This is a genomic window from Halopseudomonas pachastrellae, from assembly GCF_900114765.1.
Lineage (GTDB): Bacteria > Pseudomonadota > Gammaproteobacteria > Pseudomonadales > Pseudomonadaceae > Halopseudomonas > Halopseudomonas pachastrellae.
Genome location: NZ_FOUD01000007.1, coordinates 84,778 through 103,796, shown reverse-complemented (window position 1 = coordinate 103,796; position 19,019 = coordinate 84,778). Strand labels below are relative to the sequence as shown.

The following is a 19,019-nucleotide window of genomic DNA, read 5'->3' as shown; positions in this document are numbered from 1 at the left end:
AATCTGGCCTCAGGCGAGTCACACAAGAGAGTCTTTAACCACAAAAGGAAATGACACATGGACCTGATTCGCATCCTAATCGCGATTTTGCTGCCGCCTCTTGGCGTATTTCTGCAAGTGGGTTTTGGCGGCGCGTTCTGGCTGAATATTCTACTGACGCTGCTCGGCTACATCCCCGGCATCGTGCACGCCGTCTGGATTATCGCCAAGCGCTGATAGACGTGCGGTTGAGCGCTGTGTCGCGACACGAGCGGCGCTCAACCAGTTGCTGATGGAGAAATCGTAGGCCTTCAACTCCGGGTTACACACCTTGCTGAAACGGCAGTAATCCACCTCCGGATGCCCCGCCGCCAGGTAACCCAGATAATCTTGCGCCATCCCCCGATCAAACAGGGCGAACATGCTCTTACTCATCTCAAGCCCATCTGCTTCGGCAAAATCGACACCATTGTGATAGTCGTATAACACCACCAGCGCCCAGGCCGCCGCCAGGTGATGGCCACCAACCATGGCATCCAACTCGCCATTGAGCAGTGCCCGTGTCGCCCTTTCGGTCATGTTGATTGTCGACAGCAAGACGTCCTGCCCGGGCACCCGACCACTGCTACGCAGCCCATCGCTGGCGCCAAATGCCATCAGGTCACTGCCAGTCCAGATCAGCCGAGTACGCGGATAGCGATCAAGCAAAATGGGGGTTTGATAGCGGGCCAGCTCCTGCTGCCAATCGCCGTAAACTGTCTGGCGCAGCCGCACACGCGGAAAGCGGCTGGTAGCATGCTCCATGCCGCGCGTGCGCCGTAACGAGCTATCAGTACCGCGGTCACCAGAGATCGCTACCAGCTCAAGTATGTCGTCTTCTGGCCCCGGCCAGCGCGCCTGAGCCTCTTTGATCAGCGCACGCGCGCTAAGGAACCCGGCCTCTTCAGCGTCAGGGACCAGGCTGCCGAGCCGGTACGAGAAACGATCACGCGGATAGCCGAGCAGGTCACGTTCCTTACGCTGCACGCCGTTGTAGGCAGAAAAAATTGGAATCCCGGCCCCCTCAGCCAGCTCCAGCTGGCCTGGCAGCACCTGTTTGTCAGCCGTAACCAGCAAATAATCAGGACGCTGCTCCACTGGGCGCTCTGCCACCTCACGCAACAGGCTCAGCTGGGCCAGATGATCACGCTCGGCGTGCAATAGCTCCAGCTCAATGCCCAATGAGGCGGCCGCGTGCCGCAGCCCCTCATCAGCATCGTGCCAGAAAGGCTCGTCCAGTTTGCCCGGGCTGACAAAGACTACCCGCATCGCCCAAGTCGGCTGAGACAGCAGCACGCCCAGCAGCATGACCGAGATGGCCAGGCACCGGGAGCGCCTACACGAGCGCGCAGCGAAATGTGGCAAAGGAGAACGTATCATGCAGCGGTAACACACAATTTGAATTGGCAGCCCGCGTGACACCTGCCACTTAACAGACTAGCCTAGAAAGCCGCACAAGATACCAGAAGTGGGCATACTCTGGAGAATCCCAGTTTGACTCCCTGTCCCTGCCACGCCCTCTCAGGAGCCCTAATGATGAAAACCCTGCTCGCCGGCGGCTTGCTTTTGATCGGAGGCCTCGCTCAGGCCGCCAGCATTGATGTCTACCGCGACCCCAACTGCGGCTGCTGCCACGCCTGGATAGAACACCTGGAAGAAAACGGATTTGAAGTGACCGATCACGTGACTCAGAGCGTTTTGCCGCTCAAGCAACAGCTGGGCATCACGCCTGATCTACGCTCCTGCCATACCGCCGTGTACAAGGACATGTTTATAGAAGGACACGTACCGGCCAGCGATATTCTGGCGCTTGATAGTGCAAATAGTGTCCGCGGCCTTGCCGTTCCCGGCATGCCGGTTGGCTCGCCGGGCATGGAAATGGGCGATCGGCGGGACAGTTACGACGTGATTGCAGTAGGCAGCGACGGTCAGCGGCGGGTGTTCAACAGCCACTGACCGCGCTGTAACTCAACGACCTTCGAATACTTCCTCGATATGCGGGCCAAACCAGCTTTCGGCCCGCTCGCGCGCCTGAATCTGCACGTCGCGGTCGATATACATGGCGACCATGGCCAGTGCAGATGCAAAGACGCCCAAGTCATCGGTAAAGCCAACTAGCGGGGTAAAATCCGGAATCGCATCTAGCGGGGCAATAAAGTACGCCAATACGCTAACGATCACCGCCTTGGCCCAAGTAGGGGTTTCCGGGCGTCGCGCGGCGTAATACAGGCAAAGAGCCTTCTCTACCACTTCACGGCCCGCCAGGCGAGCGTGATTGGACAATTTTTGCCAGAACTCTCGATCGGTAAAAGTCGATTTCATAATGACTGACTCCCATTGGCTGCCAGTAATGGCCTGCTATTGATGGTAATCAGGTCCTTCGGTGGCTGCAACCGCCCGATTGGGTGCCAATGGCCGAATGACAGTCTGGTCACGGCCCGCGCGTTTGGCGTCATACATGCACTCGTCGGCATGTTTCAACCAGCCATCCCGATCAGCGTGGCCGCGCAAGAGGCTGCCGCCAATCGACGCCGTCACAGGCGCCCCATCCGGACGAAGAAGCTGTGTGCGTACCCGCTGCTGAATATGCTCAGCGATCGCCTTCAGACTATTCAGGTCCGCCTTGGGTACCAGCAACACGAACTCCTCTCCACCAAGGCGAAACAGCCTGTCTGATGGGCGGCATACCTCACGGACACAATCAACAAAGTCGACCAACACCTGATCACCAATGCCATGTCCGAAGCGGTCATTGATCTGCTTGAAGTAGTCCAAATCGAGTACCAGCAGGCCAAAATCGATGCCGTAACGCTTGCTATCGGCCATGGCAATATCCAGCTCGGCATCCATGGTGCGCCGGTTGCCGATACCGGTCAGCGGATCGATGGTGGCCTGGCGGGCCAGCAGTCGGCGCTGAACCCGGGCGCGGTGAGCAAACACAAAGGCAAACAAGCCTGACAGCAGACAGGTGACGACAAAGGACGCCATCTGGTAATGACTCTCGAATACCCGCTCCGGGTGCAACCAGCCGTAAACGCATATCGCCACTAGCGTGCTCATCGTGGCAATCAGGCTCTGCAAGGGCGGCACAACAAAAAAGTTGAAGAGAATCAGGACATACATCCAGAAAAGGCCGTTAGCACCCAGTTTGGCCGAGACCAGAAAAGCGCCAGTCGAGTAGATCAGCGCGAGAAATTGCCCAGGGCGAATGGTATCGCCTGTGCGCCAGGCGTACACCACGGCCAGCAGGGTGCTGACCACCAGGAAAGTATCAGTGGCGCCAACCAGCCAACTGCCTTCGCCGAGCCGAAAAACCGCGTAGGGGGATACGCCGACGACGGCCAGCAGGCCAACGAGCGTGATGATGGATAGCTGAAAGTCGTCCTTCAGCCTGGGCCAGAATGTCCGCATGCAGTGAACTCTGCAGTTGTTGTTTTTGTGGTTACATCATTCATGTGGCTGGGCGCACGAAGCTCTTCAGAACGCCCCTCAGTCGCAACGCGACCATAACCGCAGCCGCAGTCAAGCACAACTATTGATTGCAGCGCGCCATCATTTGGCGCCGCAGCGCTTCAGGCTGCGGCGCTGGCCTGAATGCGCTGCACCATAGCACGCAGGCCGTTGCCGCGCGTCACGCTCAAGTGCTTGAGCAGATTCAGGCTGGCGAAATAGCCCTCGATATCAAAATCGCGAATTTCGTCTGCCCGCTTGCCGTTGTAGGCAGCCAGCACCACGGCCAGCAGCCCCTTCACAATGAATGCATCGCTGTCAGCATCAAAATATAGCCTGTCGCCCTCGCGGCGGCTCACCAGCCATACCTGACTCTGACAGCCGCGCACCAGGTTGTCCTCGGTACGCTGCTCGGCCGCCAGTTCAGGCAGCTCACGCCCCAGATCAATGATGTACTTGTAGCGGTCTTCCCAGCTATCAAAGAACGACAGGGTATCAACGATATCGTCGCTGGTGATGTCCGTACCAAATCGGCTCATGTATCGCTGTCCTCAGAAAAACATACCGGTTTCAAGCTGTGCTTCTTCGCTCATCATGTCACGCTGCCAGGGCGGGTCAAAGACCAGATCAACCTTGACCTCGTCTACGTTGGGCACCAGCTTGACGCGGTATTCCACATCACCTACCAGCACCGGGCCCATACCACAGCCAGGCGCGGTCAGGGTCATCTCGATCGTCACCTTGTGCGCCTGCTGATCCACCGCCACATGGTAAATAAGCCCCAGATTCACCAGATCGACCGGTATCTCTGGGTCATAGACGGTTTTGAGCGCCTCCCAGACCTGCTCCTCGCGGATTTGGTCATCAGTCGGCTCGGCAAAGGACAGCAGCTCCGGCTCAAGGCCGAGTGCTTCGGCGTCAGTACCATCAACCCGCACCATCTGCCCGTTATAGGTAACCGTGTAGTTGCCACCCAGCGCCTGGGTAATGGTGACAAAGGTATCCTTGGGGATGGTCAGGGGGGTTCCGTCGGGAACTCGGCGGGCCGGACAGTCAGCCCGTGCCACCACCATGCGACGTTCCATCAGATTTCCTCACAGCAAGACAAGACGGTGCGACGCATGGCGCCGCACCCTGAACAGCGACGGATCAATCGACGCTGAAGCTTTCGCCGCAGCCGCATTCGTCCTTCACGTTGGGATTGACGAACTTGATCTGCTGGTTGATGCCCTCGCGCACCAGATCAATTTCCGTACCGGACAACACCTGCAGGCTCTCGCCATCAACCAGCAGCTCTACCTGCTCGTCGAGCTGATAATGCAGATCACTGGCGCCGGCCTGCTCGACCAGGTCAATGACATACTTGAAGCCGGTGCAGCCACTTTTTTTCACACTCAGGCGTACCGCCTTGCCCTGCTGACCGCCCAGCTGGCGGCGGAAATGCGCGAGCGCGGCCGGTGTCACGGTCACGGCCTGTTGCTTGGGGTCGAAAGACTCTACGCTCATCTGATGACTCCTATAAAAACAGCCGTACTTTTTCCAGTGCGGCAAACAACCGGTCGATATCATCCCGGGTGTTGTAAAAGGCCAGACTCGCACGCACCGTACCCGGTACGCCGTACTGCTCCATGATCGGCTGCGCACAGTGGTTGCCGGTACGCACCGCCACACCCTGCTGATCAAGCAACATACCCACATCGTTGGGGTGCGCGCCCTCGAGCAAAAAGCTCATGACGCTGGTCTTGTTTGCCGAGGTACCTATCAGCCGCACACCCGGTGTGGCTCTGGCACGCTCTTCGGCATAAGCCAGCAGCGCCTTCTCATGAGCGGCAGCGCCGGCTCGGTCGAGCTGGTTGAGGTAATCAATAGCCGCGCCAAAGGCGATCACACCGGCGATATCCGGGGTGCCGGCCTCAAACTTGTAAGGCAGCTGATTGTAGGTGGTACCGGCAAAGCTGACCGACTCGATCATTTCACCACCGCCCTGATAAGGCGGCATGGCATCCAGCAGCGCCACCTTGCCATACAGCGCACCCAGCCCTGTCGGGCCAAACAGCTTGTGCGCGGAAAACACGTAAAAATCACAGTCTAGCGCCTGCATATCAACCGGCCAGTGGCTGACCGCCTGAGCGCCGTCAATCAAGGTCAACGCGCCCACGCCATGCGCCAGACGGATCACCTGCTCCACCGGATTGACCGTGCCGAGTGCGTTGGAGACGTGACCGCAGGCCACCATCTTCACGCGCTCATCAAGCATGTCCTGCAGCGCAGCGAGATCCAGCACACCATCGACGTCGACCGGAATCGGCTCAACCGTGGCGCCCTTCTCGGCCGCCACCATCTGCCAAGGCACGATGTTGGAGTGGTGCTCCATTGCCGAGACCAGTACGCGATCACCCGCCTTGAGGTTGCTGCGCCCCCAGCTGGATGCCACCAGGTTGATACCCTCGGTGGTGCCACGAGTCCAGATCACCTGCCGCGCCTCGGGCGCGTTGATGAACTCGGCGACCTTCACGCGGGCTGCTTCAAACTTCTGCGTTGCACGATCAGCCAGCGCGTGGGCGCCCCGGTGCACATTGCTGTTGTCTTGCTCGTAGTAGTCGACCAGCGCCTGAATCACCGCGCGCGGCTTCTGGGTTGTCGCGGCGTTGTCCAGATACACCAGCGGGTGCCCATTGACCTCCTGATTCAGAATCGGGAAGTCGGCACGCACGCGCTCGGCGTCAAAGGGCAGCGGTTTGACCTGCTCATTCATAACCGATCTGCCCTACCGTCTCGCTGGCCTGCCCAAACAGCGACACCAGGCGCGGCCGCAGATAGTCCTGCACCGCCTGCTCCGGCACCTGGTTGAGCAACTCGTTGATAAAGCCAAAACTCAGCATGGTGATGGCGTCAGCCTTGGAAACACCGCGGCTCTGCAGGTAGTACATCGAGGTCTCGTCCAACTGGCTGATGGTCGCGCCGTGGGCACAACGTACGTCGTCGGCGTAGATTTCCAGCTCAGGCTTGGTGTTGATCTCGGCGGTGCGCGAAGTCAGCAGGTTCTTGTTGCTGAGCTCGGCCAGTGTTTTCTGGGCCTGCGGGTGGATATGAATCCGACCGTTAAAGACCGCCTTGGCAGCGTCACCAATGATGCCGCGGAACACCTCGTTGCTGGTGCAGTGCGGTACGCAATGCTCAACGTTGGTGTGATAGTCGATCACCTGACGGTTGCGCGGCAGATAGATGCCGTTCAGATCCAGATGGGCACCCTCACCCAGCATATTCACCTGATAGTCGATACGCTTGAGGCGGCTGCCCTGGGCCAGGGTAAAACCATGAAAACGCGCGTCGCGCTGCAGGTTAACGTGCACACCGCCCACATGCAGCAGGTCTTCCTGCTCCAGGTTGATGCGGTAGTGCTGCACCTGCGCGTTATTGCCAACAACCACTTCAGTCAGGCTGTTGACGAAGCCGTTCTGGGCGTGAATATCGGAGGCGTAGTGCTCGATCAGCTCGGCCTCGGCGTTATCCTCCAGCACCAGCAGCAGGCGCTGACTGGCAGCGACCGGAGTGCGCTGCGGGGTGCTGATATTCAGCACGTACAACGGCTTTTCCAGACGTTGACCGCGCGGCACATGCACCAGTACGCCATCAGCCGCCCAGGCATTGCTCAGCGCGGCGAACAGATGACGCTCGCTGTCGACCACACGGCCAAGGTGCTGACTGATCAGTGCGCGCTGCTCGCCGTCCGCCTCACCAAAGCGGACGATACCGGCCGGCAGGCTGCTGGAATGTTCGCTGCTGAAGCGGCCATTGATGAACACCAGGCGGGTCGCATCCAGCTGCAGTTGCTCAACATCGTCCAGCGCCTGGCCGTCTGCCGCCACGCCCCAGTCCAGCTGCTGATACTGCTGAAGTGGTGCCAGCGACAGATACTTCCAGTTCTCGGTCTTGCGCGTCGGCCAGCTTGCTTGCGCCCAGGTGCTGGCGCCCTGCTCACGCAGGCCTGCCAACCACTCTGGTGATTGCTGCTGCCCCGCCAGCTGCAAGGCCGTCTGTTGAAAATCAGTCATCGGATCAGACCACCTCGTTTTCCAGCCAGCCATAACCTTTGGCTTCGAGCTCCAGCGCCAGGCTCTTGTCGCCGGACTTGACGATACGACCACCGGCCAGCACGTGCACGTAGTCCGGCACGATGTAGTCCAGCAGGCGCTGATAGTGGGTTACGACCAGAAAGCTGCGCTTGCCGTCGCGCATGGCGTTAACACCATCAGCAACGACCTGCAGGGCGTCGATATCCAGACCGGAGTCAGTCTCGTCGAGAATGCACAGTTCGGGCTCAAGCAGCATCATCTGCATGATCTCGTTGCGCTTCTTCTCGCCGCCGGAGAAGCCTTCGTTGACACCGCGCTTGAGGAAGCTGGCATCCAGGTTGACGCGTTTGCAGGTCTCACGGGCCAGCTTGAGAAAGTCGACAGAGGAGATCTCTTCAAGCCCCTGATGCTTGCGTTTGGCATCTACCGCAGCCTTAAGAAACTCCATGTTGCTGACGCCCGGAATCTCGACCGGATATTGAAACGCCAGAAACAGACCTTCACGCGCACGCTCTTCGGTTTCGAGCTCCAGCAAATCCTTGCCCTTGAAGGTCACAGAGCCGGCGGTCGCTTCGTAACCGGGGCGGCCGGACAGCACGTTGCCCATGGTGCTCTTGCCCGAGCCATTGGGGCCCATGATGGCATGTACCTCGCCCGGCTTGACCTCGATGGACAGCCCTTTGAGGATATCTTTCTCTTCAACTTTTGCGTACAAGTCTTTGATATTCAGCATCATTTACGCCTGATAAATTACTTTAACCGTGAGTGGGCGGCGCACTGCGCTCAGCCCACAGAACCTTCGAGACTGACCTCAAGCAGTTTGCCGGCTTCTACCGCAAACTCCATCGGCAACTCCTTGAATACCTCGCGGCAGAAGCCGTTAACGATCATCGAGACCGCTTTCTCGGCATCCAGGCCGCGCTGCTGACAGAGGAACATCTGGTCATCACTGACCTTGGATGTTGTCGCCTCATGCTCAACCACGGCGCTCGGGTTCTTGCTTTCGATATACGGGAAGGTGTGCGCGCCGCAGCGATCACCGATCAGCAGCGAATCACACTGGGTATAGTTGCGCGCGCCATCGGCACCCGGGTTGATCCGCACCAGACCGCGATAGGCGCTGTCGCTGCGACCGGCAGAAATACCCTTGGCGACGATGGTCGAACGGGTGTTCTTGCCAAGATGGATCATCTTGGTGCCGGTATCGGCCTGCTGGAAGTTATTGGTCAGGGCAACCGAGTAGAACTCGCCCACGCTGTTGTCGCCCTTGAGCACGCAGCTGGGATACTTCCAGGTCACTGCCGAGCCGGTCTCTACCTGGGTCCAGGAGATCTTGGCGTTGGTGTGGGCAATACCGCGCTTGGTAACAAAGTTATAGATACCGCCCTTGCCGTTGGCATCACCCGGATACCAGTTCTGCACGGTGGAATACTTGATCTGTGCATCATCCAGGGCGACCAGTTCGACAACTGCAGCATGCAGCTGGTTCTCGTCGCGCATCGGCGCCGTGCAGCCTTCGAGGTAGCTGACGTAGGAGCCTTCGTCGGCGACGATCAGGGTACGCTCGAATTGCCCGGTGTTCATTTCGTTGATGCGGAAGTAGGTAGACAGCTCCATCGGGCAACGCACGCCCTTGGGGATATAGACAAAGGAGCCATCGGAGAAGACCGCCGAGTTCAGGGCGGCGTAATAGTTGTCTTTCTGCGGCACCACACTGCCCAGATACTTCTGCACCAGCTCGGGGTACTTGTGTACCGCTTCGCTGATCGGGCAGAAGATCACACCGGCTTCGTAGAGCTTTTCACGGAAGGTGGTGACTACCGAGACCGAGTCGAATACAGCGTCTACCGCGACACCGGCGAGCATTTCCTGCTCATGCAGCGGGATACCCAGCTTTTCATAGGTGGCCAGCAGCTCAGGGTCGACCTCATCGAGGCTCTTGGGCTTGCTGTCCATGCTTTTGGGTGCTGAATAGTAGGATACCGCCTGGAAGTCGATTTCCGGGTAATGCACGTGGGCCCAGGTGGGCTCTTCCATTTCCTGCCAGGCACGGAATGCCTTCAGGCGCCATTCCAGCAGCCATTCAGGCTCTTCCTTCTTGGCAGAAATGAAACGGATCACGTCCTCATTCAGCCCCGGTGGCAGGGTCTCGGACTCGATGGCAGAGTGGAAACCTGCCGCATAGTCCTTTCTGATAAGGCTTTCGACTTCTTCAGTCACGGTATCACCTCAGATTCTGCAATCACGATCACGCGATCGCCAATGCTTGATTCAGGCCTGTGCCGGCACGGGCCGACACATGAAAATGGAGAGCTCTACGGCTCTTTCAGATAATGCGCTCCAGCTCGCTCACAGTGTGACGCGCTCTGGAAATGCAATGATCCTGCCGCGAGCTGACGCGACGGATGTCCTCTCGCGAGACCAGCTCAGCCAGCGTGATGTCATTGAGAAACTGCCGCAGCCGGGCACTCAGATCGGACCACAAGTGGTGGGTCAAACAGACCTCACCGTCCTGGCAATCACCCTTGCCCAGGCACCGGGTGGCGTCCATCGAGTCGTTCACCGCCTCAACAATCTGCGCCACACTGATCGCTGCCGCGCCACCTGCCAGGCGGTAACCACCGCCGGGACCGCGCACGCTCTCGACCAGCTTGCCGCGCCGCAACTTGGCAAACAGCTGTTCCAGATAGGAGATGGAAACACCCTGGCGCATCGAAATATCGGCCAGCGTGATGGGGCCCTGGTCTTCATGCAACGCCAGATCCAGCATGGCTGTAACGGCGTAACGACCCTTGGTAGTCAGTCGCATAGACGCTCTCAAGCGGTTGATTTCACCGCGACACTATGCAATATCCAAGCAATTCAGTCAAGTATTACGCTGCTCGCAGCCGGCGCATTATAGAGGCTGCAGCGCGCCTTCGGAAGGCGAAAGGCCTCACCCGCGAGACACTTACACAGATACACAACAAATGTCGCCAAATTGCGTGAATTCGCGCGGACTGCAGTGCTATGGTTGGCCCCAGAGTACCACCCTCATAAATAAGAAGGAGCCATGCGCAATGAGCCATCATCAGCAGTTTTACATCAACGGTCAGTGGGTAGCCCCCAAAGGCGATCAGCAGCTTGATGTCATCAACCCTGCCACCGAAGAAGCCGTTGCCAGCATCGCGCTCGGCACCAAGGAAGACGTAGACGCCGCGGTAGCCGCCGCCCGCGCCGCCTTCCCGAGCTACGCCAATACCACCCGTGAAGAGCGCATCGCCCTGCTAGAACGCGTGATTGAAGTCTTCAAAAAGCGCATGGGTGATGTCGCCGAGGCGATCTCACTGGAAATGGGCGCACCAACCAAGCTTGCCCAGACTGCCCAAGCCCCGTCTGGCCTGTCGCACTTCATGACGGCACTGGAAGCCCTCAAGCATTTCGAATTTGAAGAAGAAATCGGCACCACTCTGGTGGTCAAGGAGCCGATTGGCGTCTGCGGCCTGATTACCCCGTGGAACTGGCCGATGAACCAGCTGACCTGCAAGATCGCACCGGCACTGGCTACCGGCTGCACCATGGTGCTGAAGCCCTCTGAAGTCGCGCCACTGTCGGCTCTGATCCTTGCCGAAATTCTCGATGAAGCCGGCGTACCCGCAGGTGTCTTCAACCTGGTTAACGGCGACGGCCCCACCGTTGGCGCCGCGATGTCAGCCCATCCGGATATCGACATGATGTCCTTCACCGGCTCCACCGCTGCCGGCCGCCAGGTCATGACCAACGGCGCACAGACCATCAAGCGTGTTGCGCTCGAGCTGGGCGGCAAATCTGCCAACATCCTGCTCGACGACGTCAATTTCGAGAAGATGGTGGCCCATGGCGTCATGTCCTGCATGAACAACACCGGCCAGTCCTGCAACGCACCGACCCGCATGCTGGTACCCAACAGCCGCATGGACGACGTTGCCGCCATCGCCCAGGCCGCCGCCGCCAAGGTCAAGACTGGCGACCCCAAAGCTGCCGATACGGTCATGGGCCCGGTTGTTTCCAAAGCACAGTGGACCAAGATTCAGGACCTGATCAGCGCCGGCATCGAAGAAGGCGCCAAAGTGGCTGCTGGCGGCCCCGGACGCCCCGAGGGTCTGGACAAGGGCTACTACGTCAAGCCCACCGTGTTCACCCACGTCACCAACGACATGACCATCGCCCGCGAAGAGATCTTCGGGCCGGTACTGTCGATCATTGGTTATGAAGATGAAGAGGACGCCGTGCGCATCGCCAACGACACCCGTTACGGTCTGTCTGGCTATGTCTCCTCCGGCGACCTGGATCGTGCGCGTAATGTTGCTCGCCGCATCCGTACCGGCATGGTACACCTGAACGGCGCACCGCTGGACCCAAAAGCTCCTTTCGGTGGCTACAAGGAGTCTGGCATCGGCCGCGAGTGGGGGCACTACGGGTTTGACGACTTCCTGGAGGTGAAGTCCATCTACGGCTACACCGCCAAGGCCTGAGCCTGACTGTGCCCGACCGCCATGGCCGGGCACACCCCACCTCCTAATCCCTTCCGCGAGACGGCTAAAGCAGCTTGCTCAGCACCAGGCTCGCCGCTGTCACAATCAACGTGACCGCAATCAGTACCAGCAAGCCATCGCGTGCAACCAGCGCCAGGCCCATAATTGCCAGCGCCAACCCAACAATCGAAGACGAGAACGGCACCAGCTCCAGCAGGGGTAAGGCCGCCGCGACCGCCACACACAACCCGGCGATCAAGAAGGTGGACGTGCGCTGCAGCATAAAGTCCAGCCGCGGCTTGATCAGCCTGTCAATTCGCCGCGCCGTCGGGGTCACCCAGCCTATCGCCTTGCGCAGACGCGCCTGCGGCACCGCACGATCAAGAATAAAGGCCGGCAGCCAGAAGTTGCTGCGCCCGCACAGCATCTGTAGGGCAATCAGCATCACGAAGATGCCGGCAAAGATGGCCATCCCCGGGATGCCACTCAAGGGCGAGAACAACATCACCCCCATGATCAGCAGCAAAGGGCCGAACGAGCGCCGACCAATCGAGTCCACCACGGCCCGCATCGAGACCTGTTCCTGCCCCTCGGCCAGCCCGTCCACGTGTTTAAGCAACTGCTCCAGGTTTTGTGGTGATTCATCCACCTCACGAACTCCTTATGCGGGCTATCTACGCTCAAGCTGACCAGGGGCCGCGCTTTTTGGTTCCTGCAGAATACAAAAAGGCCCCTGCCCTTGCGGACAGAGGCCTGATCACTGCCGATAGGCTTAGCCCAGCGACTTGACCGCTTCGATCATCTGAACCATGACCTTCTGGGCATCGCCGTACACCATGGAGGTGTTGTCGAGGAAGAACAGCTCGTTCTCGACGCCGGAGTAGCCCTTGCCCTGGCCACGCTTGACGACGTAGGCCTGACGCGCCTGATCCACGTTAAGGATAGGCATGCCGTAGATCGGGCTGGACTTGCGGGTGCGCGCCGCGGGGTTAACCACGTCGTTGGCGCCCAGCACGATGGCAACATCGGCCTGTGCGAAGTCTTCGTTGATGTCTTCCAGGTCGAAGATGATGTCGTAGGGTACGCCCGCCTCGGCCAGCAGCACGTTCATGTGGCCCGGCATACGGCCGGCAACCGGGTGAATGGCAAAGCTCACCTCGACACCCTGCTTTTGCAGCAGCTTCACAAACTCATACAGCTTGTGCTGCGCTTGTGCCACCGCCAGGCCGTAACCCGGAACGATGATCACCTTGCTTGCGTAGTACATGGCAATGGCCGCATCGGAAGCATCAGCCGACTTCATGGTGCCCTGAATCTCGCCATCGGCACCATCGTCTTCGCCACCAAAATCGCTGAAGATGATGTTACTGACCTGGCGGTTCATCGCTTTGGCCATCATCAACGTCAGCAGCGTGCCGGCCGAGCCTACTACCGTACCGGCAATGATCATCGCCGGGTTCTGCAGCACAAAACCTTCAAAGGCAACGGCCAGGCCGGTGAATGCGTTGTACAGGGAGATGACCACCGGCATATCGGCGCCACCAATCGGCGTGGTGAGCAGTACACCCAGCGCCAGAGCGACGGCAAAGAACACCAGGATCAGGAACACTGGCGTTTCCGTTGCGCCGGCAATCGCCATCACACTGATGATCGCACCGATAAACAGCGCACCACCCAGCAAGGCCGCGTTGACGTACTGATGCTTGGCCAGACGCCAGGTCTTGTTCATTCGACCATCGAGCTTGGCCCAGGCAATCAGCGAGCCGGACAGCGCAACAGCACCGATCAAACCACCGAGAATTGCCAGCACAGTGACAACCACGCCGTGCGCCAGAGCATTGCCCGACAGCAGCTCGGTAGCAGCAATCGCCGCCGCGGCGCCGCCGCCCATACCGTTGTACAAGGCGACCATTTGCGGCATGTCGGTCATGGCAACGCGCTTGCCGCTGAACCACGCCCAGCCGGTACCCAGCCCCAGCGCCAGGATCAGCAGGAACAGGTTGGTGCCCAGATGCGCCTCGGCGCGCGGGCTGACATCAAAGCCGTACAGAAAGGCCGCAACCACGGCGACCAGCATACCGCCGCCGGCAACAATGATGCCCGAGCGTGCAGTAACCGGGCTGGCCATGCGTTTGAGACCGTACAAAAACAGAAAGGCTGCGACGAAGTAGGCCGCGTCAATCAGAAAAGCACTGAACATGGTCTACTTACTCCTTGTCTGCGCCGGGCGCTTTGTTGGTCGGCTTGAACATTTCCAGCATGCGCTCGGTTACCACGTAACCGCCAGCCGCGTTACCCGCGCCCAGCAGAACGCCGACAAAACCGATGACCTGCTCAAGAGTGGAGCCCGCGTTGAGCAGCGCCCACATCGCGCCGACCACCACGATGCCGTGAATGAAGTTGGAGCCCGACATTAGCGGGGTGTGCAAAATGGCCGGTACACGACCGATGATTTCATAGCCGGCAAAGGCTGCCAGCAGGAAAATATACAGGGCAACAAAGCCTGTGATAGTGACACTCATATCCATTTTTTAAATCCTCAAGCCTGCTCTTCGACAGCAGCGCGCGCTGCATCGTTGCGGATTTCGCCGTCGTGGGTCAGTACTGAACGGGCCAGCACTTCGTCTTCCCAATCCAGGGACAGCTCACCGTCCTGCACCATCAAGCCCACCAGGGCCAGCAGGTTACGGGCGTACAGCTCAGATGCGTGCTCGGCCAGGTGGCTGGCAATGTTCAGCGGCGCAACAATGGTCGCCGGTCCGACTTCAACAGTGTCACCGGGCTGCGTCAGCGGCGTGTTACCGCCCCCTTCTGCCGCCAGGTCAATAATCACCGAGCCGCTCTTCATGCCCATGATCTGCTCTTCGGTCAGAATCTTGGGGCTTGGCTTGCCGGGAATGGAGGCCGTAGTGATGATCGCGTCAGCTTGCTGCACGTGGCGCGTCAGCACCTCCTGCACCTGCTTCTGCTCCTCCTCGGTCAGCTCACGGGCGTAACCGCCCTCGCCCACTGCGGACACGCCGGTATCGACGAACTTGCCACCCACCGACTGGACCTGTTCGCGCACTTCCGGTCGTACGTCGTAGCCTTCAATCATCGCACCCAGACGCTTGCCGGTAGCCAGCGCCTGCAGACCGGCGACCCCGGCCCCCATGACCAGAATCTTGGCCGGGCGCAGCGAACCTACGGCCGTGGTCATCATCGGCAGAATGCGGTTCAGGTGGGTAGCTGCCAGCAGCGCGGCGTAGTAGCCGGCCAGGGCTGCCTGGGAGGACAACGCGTCCATTGCCTGGGCGCGGGTAATACGCGGGATGAGCTCCATCGCAAAACAGGTGATGCGACGATCACGCAGCGCCTTCACCACCTCTGGCTCACGCTGTGCGTAGATAAAGCTGCACAGAATGGAGCCTTCGGGCATCAGCTGAATGTCAGCGAGGCTGGGCGGCTGGACGCGAAAAAAAAGCCGTGTCTCGGCCGGCGCAGCACCGACGGTGGCACCGGCGGCGGTGTAGTCGGCATCCGGAATACGGGCCGCCTCACCGGCGCCCGGCTCCAAGTGCGGCTCAATGCCCAGCTTCTGCAGCTTGGCAACAACCGCCGGCACCAGGGCAACGCGATTCTCGTGACGCCGGGTTTCTTTTGCGATGTGTAGTTGTATTGGCATGGTAGCTCCTCACAAGAGATTGCGCGCAAGGATACACCAGTAGCGACAAAACGTCGCCTCAGACCGAGACAATTCAGTAGTTTGTTCGTAACGTATTAGCCAAATCAAACTCGCGCTGACAGTCGCGCATCAGCGCCTCGTTGTCATGCTGCCAGGGGTGAAAGTCCTCGCGATAAAAGTCGCGATAAGCGCCCCACAGGCTCGAAAAGAAGCCGCCGCGCCCCCACAACCAGCGCATCCCTCGCCACCACAAACGCACATCCCACTGGTGCCCATCGCGCTTGAGCATGTGCCAGACACCACGGGTAACGTCCCGTAGGAAAAACCAGGTGGAAAAGCGCATGGCCTCGCGCAGCAGCTTGCGATCACCGCATACCTGCATGTACAGGTCGAAGGCGACTGCCTTGTGCTCCGTTTCTTCCAAGGCATGCCAGCGCCAGATGCGTCGCATCGCCTCATCAGAGCCCTCGAACCAGCGCAGTTCACGCAGCACCGAATCAGCCATGATGGCGGTGAAATGCTCCATGGCCACAGTGCCGGCCAAACGGCGCTCAGGAGAAAGGTGCTTGTTTGCATAGGCAATACGGCGACGCACCGGCTGGGTTAGCCGCTCAACGTCGTAGCCAAGCGCCTGCAAACGGTTGTTGTATTCGATGTGCTCACGACTGTGATGGCCTTCCTGGCCGATAAAACCTTTGATCAGAGCCTGTTGCTGCGGGTCGGTAACCTGATCGCGAAAGTGCCTGACAGAGTCGATAAAAAAACACTCGCCATCGGGGAACAGCAATGACATGGCGTTGAAGAAATGTGTCTTGAAAGGGTCGCCACCAAGCCAATGCCGAGGCAGCGGATCAGGCAGGCCAAAATCAATGCGCCGGGGCTGAATAGTCAGGTTTTCAGGCGTCAACACAGACATGACTCACCTCTGGTATTGCAGTTTTTGTTATCGTCGTTAGGTCGAGCAGCTCTCCCATCCTCTGCCCTTTCCACACTTTTGACAATAGACATTATCAGATCCTCAGCTGGCGCCGTGGCGCAGGGCCGCTACATTGAAAGTAACAATCTATTTCAAAAGTATCTGGGGGATGACCATGAACACGATAATTGACGCGCTGAACACGATTTTCTGGGGGTATGTCCTTATATACGGACTACTGGCCGTCGGGATCTTCTTCACCATCCGCCTGGGCGCTCTGCAGTTTCTTCACTTTGGGGAGATGATCCGCTCGGTACTGGGTGCGCGGCAAAGTGACAAGTCCGGCATCTCGCCCTTTCAGGCCCTGTGCACCAGCCTTGCCTCCCGGGTTGGCACCGGCAACCTGGCTGGCGTTGCTGTCGCTCTGTACCTTGGCGGTGCCGGGGCAATCTTCTGGATGTGGATGGTTGCGCTGGTCGGCATGGCAACGGCCTATGCCGAAAGTACCCTGGCGCAGCTTTACAAGGTGCGCGACGGCGAAGGCCAGTACCGTGGCGGGCCTGCGTTCTACCTGTCCAAGGGCCTCAAGGCGCCGTGGGCCGGCAGTATCTTCTCGGTCTGCCTGATCATTTCATTTGGTCTGGTGTTCAACGCCGTGCAGGCAAACTCGATTGCCGATGCGATGGAAGGCGCCTTTGGCTTCAACAAACTGATTGTCGGCATTGCCATTGCGCTGGTTGCCGCTGTCGTTATCTTTGGCGGCCTGCGCTCAATTGCCCGCTTTGCCGAATTTGTCGTGCCCTTTATGGCTGCCGCCTATGTGCTGATGGCGCTGGTGGTATTGGCGATGCACTATGACGAGGTGCCCGGCGTGCTGGCGACCATCGTCAGAAGCGCCTTCGGGCTGGAAGAGGCCGCCGGTGGCGTAGCCGGCTCGGTCGCCGCGGCGATGCTTAACGGTATCAAGCGCGGGCTGTTCTCCAACGAGGCGGGCATGGGCTCGGCGCCCAACGTCGCCGCCACCGCAACACCCAACCCGCACCACCCCGCATCGCAGGGCTTCGTGCAGGCCACAGGGGTATTTATCGACACCCTGGTCATCTGTACCGCCACCGCAGTGATGATTCTGCTCTCAGGCGTACTGGAACCTGGCAACGGCGTAACCGGCACCCAGCTGACACAGGCGGCGATGGAAGCGCACATTGGTGACGCCGGCCGCTACTTCATTGCCTTCGCGATTCTGTTCTTCGCCTTTACCTCCATCGTGGCCAATTACTCCTACGCCGAGAATGCGATGATCTTCCTCGGGCTTGGCGGCAAGATGGGCATGCTCAGCCTGCGCTGCGCGGCACTGGCGATGGTGGTCTGGGGGGCTTACCAGGCGGTTGGCACCGTATTCAACGCTGCGGACGCCTCGATGGGGCTGATGGCGACCATCAACCTGATCGGCATATTGCTGCTGTCCGGCACCGTGGCCAAGTTGACCAAGGACTATCTGGCCCAGCGCAAAACCGGCGTGGAGCCGGTGTTCCGGGCTGACGAGTACCCGGAGCTGAAGGACAAGATCAACTCCGATATCTGGTACTGATCAACGTGGTAACCGTGTTAGCCCGCTGCCGTGCAGCGGGCTAACCCTTGATTTCCTGCAAAGAATTCCCGCCGTCCACCACCAGCATCTGCCCTGTCATGTAGCTGCAGCCTTCGCTGGCCAGGAACAACGCAACGCGCGCCACTTCGTCCGGCCTACCAGGCCGGCCAACCGGCGTGTGTCGCCCGGCTTCCAGCTCGGCGGGCAAGCTGGAGGGGGTGTGAATCCAGCCAGGAGCGATGGCGTTGACGGTTATACCCTGCCCCGCCACCTCATGAGCAATGGAGCGAGTCAGACCAACCATTGCAGATTTGGCCGCGCTGTAACCGGCGGTACCCGGAAAGGTCACCAGCGGGCCGGTCACCGAGGCGATATTGATCACACGACCAAAGCCCGCCGCCAGCATGTGCTGGAGTACCGGCTGGCTCACGTGCACGCAGGTATTGAGATTCAGATCAATCTCGCGCTGCCAGTGCTCAAACGCCATGCGGTGGAACAAATCGCCAATCGGCTCTTCAATACCGGACTGCGACATCCCGGCGTTGTTGACCAGAATGTCGATCCGTCCAAACTGCGCCATGACCTGATCAATCAGCTGGGCAGCCTGCTCGGGGTGAGTCAGATCGGCAACCACCGCCAAACTGCGCAGGCGCTCAGGGTCCAGCTCATTCTGGCGCTGAAAAATTCGATTGGTGGTCGAGGTCAGAACCACAGTCGCGCCAACGACGTGAAACATCTTGGCAATCGCAAAGCCAATACCGTCGGCGCTACCGGCACCGGTTACCAGGGCCACGCGGCCCCGGAGATCGGTCAT

Annotated in this window: 21 protein-coding genes; 4 read left to right on the top strand and 17 right to left on the bottom strand. The window is 59.5% G+C overall.

All coding sequences use genetic code 11. The features are described 5' to 3' along the window. Positions 1 to 57: 57 nt before the first annotated feature. Entirely contained in the window at positions 58 to 216 is a 159-nt protein-coding gene (locus tag BM116_RS07185) for a YqaE/Pmp3 family membrane protein (RefSeq protein ID WP_083725226.1), read from the top strand. On the opposite strand, the gene BM116_RS07180 is transcribed toward BM116_RS07185, so the two are convergent. Continuing rightward, positions 151 to 1,326, bottom strand: coding sequence for an ABC transporter substrate-binding protein (locus BM116_RS07180; protein WP_169847237.1), 1,176 nt, complete (start codon positions 1,324 to 1,326; stop codon positions 151 to 153). The two genes, BM116_RS07185 and BM116_RS07180, sit on opposite strands and share 66 nt — an antisense overlap. Before the next feature lie 225 nt (positions 1,327 to 1,551). Here BM116_RS07180 and BM116_RS07175 point away from each other — a divergent pair, with 225 nt between their 5' ends. Continuing rightward, on the top strand, positions 1,552 to 1,974 hold the full coding sequence (locus tag BM116_RS07175; protein WP_083725230.1) for a DUF411 domain-containing protein: 423 nt from the start codon (positions 1,552 to 1,554) through the stop codon (positions 1,972 to 1,974). A gap of 12 nt (positions 1,975 to 1,986) precedes the next feature. On the opposite strand, the gene BM116_RS07170 is transcribed toward BM116_RS07175, so the two are convergent. The 10 genes from BM116_RS07170 to iscR all read right to left on the bottom strand — a co-directional run bounded on the left by BM116_RS07170 (position 1,987) and on the right by iscR (position 10,353). Further along, positions 1,987 to 2,340 (bottom strand): YkvA family protein, encoded by a 354-nt coding sequence (locus BM116_RS07170; protein ID WP_090475081.1) that lies wholly within the window; start codon positions 2,338 to 2,340, stop codon positions 1,987 to 1,989. Positions 2,341 to 2,376: 36 nt separating this feature from the next. Continuing rightward, entirely contained in the window at positions 2,377 to 3,429 is a 1,053-nt protein-coding gene (locus tag BM116_RS07165; RefSeq protein ID WP_083725234.1) for a GGDEF domain-containing protein, read from the bottom strand. Positions 3,430 to 3,590: 161 nt separating this feature from the next. Continuing rightward, on the bottom strand, positions 3,591 to 4,007 hold the full coding sequence (locus tag BM116_RS07160; RefSeq protein WP_083725236.1) for a SufE family protein: 417 nt from the start codon (positions 4,005 to 4,007) through the stop codon (positions 3,591 to 3,593). A gap of 12 nt (positions 4,008 to 4,019) precedes the next feature. Continuing rightward, positions 4,020 to 4,553 carry a putative Fe-S cluster assembly protein SufT gene (sufT, locus tag BM116_RS07155; protein WP_211276253.1) on the bottom strand — a complete coding sequence of 178 codons (534 nt, stop codon included), beginning with the start codon at positions 4,551 to 4,553 and terminating at the stop codon, positions 4,020 to 4,022. A gap of 64 nt (positions 4,554 to 4,617) precedes the next feature. Continuing rightward, entirely contained in the window at positions 4,618 to 4,974 is a 357-nt protein-coding gene (locus tag BM116_RS07150) for a HesB/IscA family protein (RefSeq protein WP_083725238.1), read from the bottom strand. A 10-nt stretch (positions 4,975 to 4,984) separates the two neighbouring features. Continuing rightward, entirely contained in the window at positions 4,985 to 6,223 is a 1,239-nt protein-coding gene (locus BM116_RS07145; protein WP_083725240.1) for an aminotransferase class V-fold PLP-dependent enzyme, read from the bottom strand. Beyond that, complete coding sequence (gene sufD / locus BM116_RS07140; protein WP_083725242.1) at positions 6,216 to 7,523, bottom strand: Fe-S cluster assembly protein SufD; 1,308 nt, start codon at positions 7,521 to 7,523, stop codon at positions 6,216 to 6,218. Before sufD ends, BM116_RS07145 begins: the two co-directional genes overlap by 8 nt. A gap of 4 nt (positions 7,524 to 7,527) precedes the next feature. Then, entirely contained in the window at positions 7,528 to 8,277 is a 750-nt protein-coding gene (sufC, locus tag BM116_RS07135; protein WP_083725244.1) for a Fe-S cluster assembly ATPase SufC, read from the bottom strand. A gap of 50 nt (positions 8,278 to 8,327) precedes the next feature. Then, the gene (gene sufB, locus BM116_RS07130) at positions 8,328 to 9,764 is read right to left on the bottom strand and encodes a Fe-S cluster assembly protein SufB (RefSeq protein WP_083725246.1); all 1,437 of its coding nucleotides are present in this window, start codon (positions 9,762 to 9,764) and stop codon (positions 8,328 to 8,330) included. 106 nt (positions 9,765 to 9,870) lie between these two features. Then, positions 9,871 to 10,353, bottom strand: coding sequence for a Fe-S cluster assembly transcriptional regulator IscR (gene iscR / locus BM116_RS07125; RefSeq protein ID WP_083725248.1), 483 nt, complete (start codon positions 10,351 to 10,353; stop codon positions 9,871 to 9,873). A gap of 250 nt (positions 10,354 to 10,603) precedes the next feature. Here iscR and BM116_RS07120 point away from each other — a divergent pair, with 250 nt between their 5' ends. Continuing rightward, entirely contained in the window at positions 10,604 to 12,037 is a 1,434-nt protein-coding gene (locus tag BM116_RS07120; RefSeq protein ID WP_083725250.1) for an aldehyde dehydrogenase family protein, read from the top strand. Positions 12,038 to 12,101: 64 nt separating this feature from the next. On the opposite strand, the gene BM116_RS07115 is transcribed toward BM116_RS07120, so the two are convergent. The 5 genes from BM116_RS07115 to BM116_RS07095 all read right to left on the bottom strand — a co-directional run bounded on the left by BM116_RS07115 (position 12,102) and on the right by BM116_RS07095 (position 16,617). After that, positions 12,102 to 12,686, bottom strand: coding sequence for an exopolysaccharide biosynthesis protein (locus BM116_RS07115; RefSeq protein WP_083725252.1), 585 nt, complete (start codon positions 12,684 to 12,686; stop codon positions 12,102 to 12,104). Positions 12,687 to 12,809: 123 nt separating this feature from the next. Further along, positions 12,810 to 14,237: an NAD(P)(+) transhydrogenase (Re/Si-specific) subunit beta gene (locus BM116_RS07110; protein WP_083725254.1), complete on the bottom strand. Its 1,428-nt coding sequence runs from the start codon at positions 14,235 to 14,237 to the stop codon at positions 12,810 to 12,812. 7 nt (positions 14,238 to 14,244) lie between these two features. Then, the gene (locus BM116_RS07105) at positions 14,245 to 14,559 is read right to left on the bottom strand and encodes an NAD(P) transhydrogenase subunit alpha part 2 (RefSeq protein WP_083725301.1); all 315 of its coding nucleotides are present in this window, start codon (positions 14,557 to 14,559) and stop codon (positions 14,245 to 14,247) included. Positions 14,560 to 14,576: 17 nt separating this feature from the next. Next, the gene (locus BM116_RS07100) at positions 14,577 to 15,701 is read right to left on the bottom strand and encodes an NAD(P) transhydrogenase subunit alpha (RefSeq protein ID WP_083725256.1); all 1,125 of its coding nucleotides are present in this window, start codon (positions 15,699 to 15,701) and stop codon (positions 14,577 to 14,579) included. Positions 15,702 to 15,774: 73 nt separating this feature from the next. Beyond that, the gene (locus BM116_RS07095; RefSeq protein ID WP_083725258.1) at positions 15,775 to 16,617 is read right to left on the bottom strand and encodes a metal-dependent hydrolase; all 843 of its coding nucleotides are present in this window, start codon (positions 16,615 to 16,617) and stop codon (positions 15,775 to 15,777) included. A 175-nt stretch (positions 16,618 to 16,792) separates the two neighbouring features. Here BM116_RS07095 and BM116_RS07090 point away from each other — a divergent pair, with 175 nt between their 5' ends. Further along, complete coding sequence (locus BM116_RS07090; protein WP_083725303.1) at positions 16,793 to 18,205, top strand: alanine/glycine:cation symporter family protein; 1,413 nt, start codon at positions 16,793 to 16,795, stop codon at positions 18,203 to 18,205. A gap of 40 nt (positions 18,206 to 18,245) precedes the next feature. Here BM116_RS07090 and BM116_RS07085 read toward each other — a convergent pair whose 3' ends face one another. Then, complete coding sequence (locus BM116_RS07085) at positions 18,246 to 19,019, bottom strand: SDR family NAD(P)-dependent oxidoreductase (RefSeq protein ID WP_083725305.1); 774 nt, start codon at positions 19,017 to 19,019, stop codon at positions 18,246 to 18,248.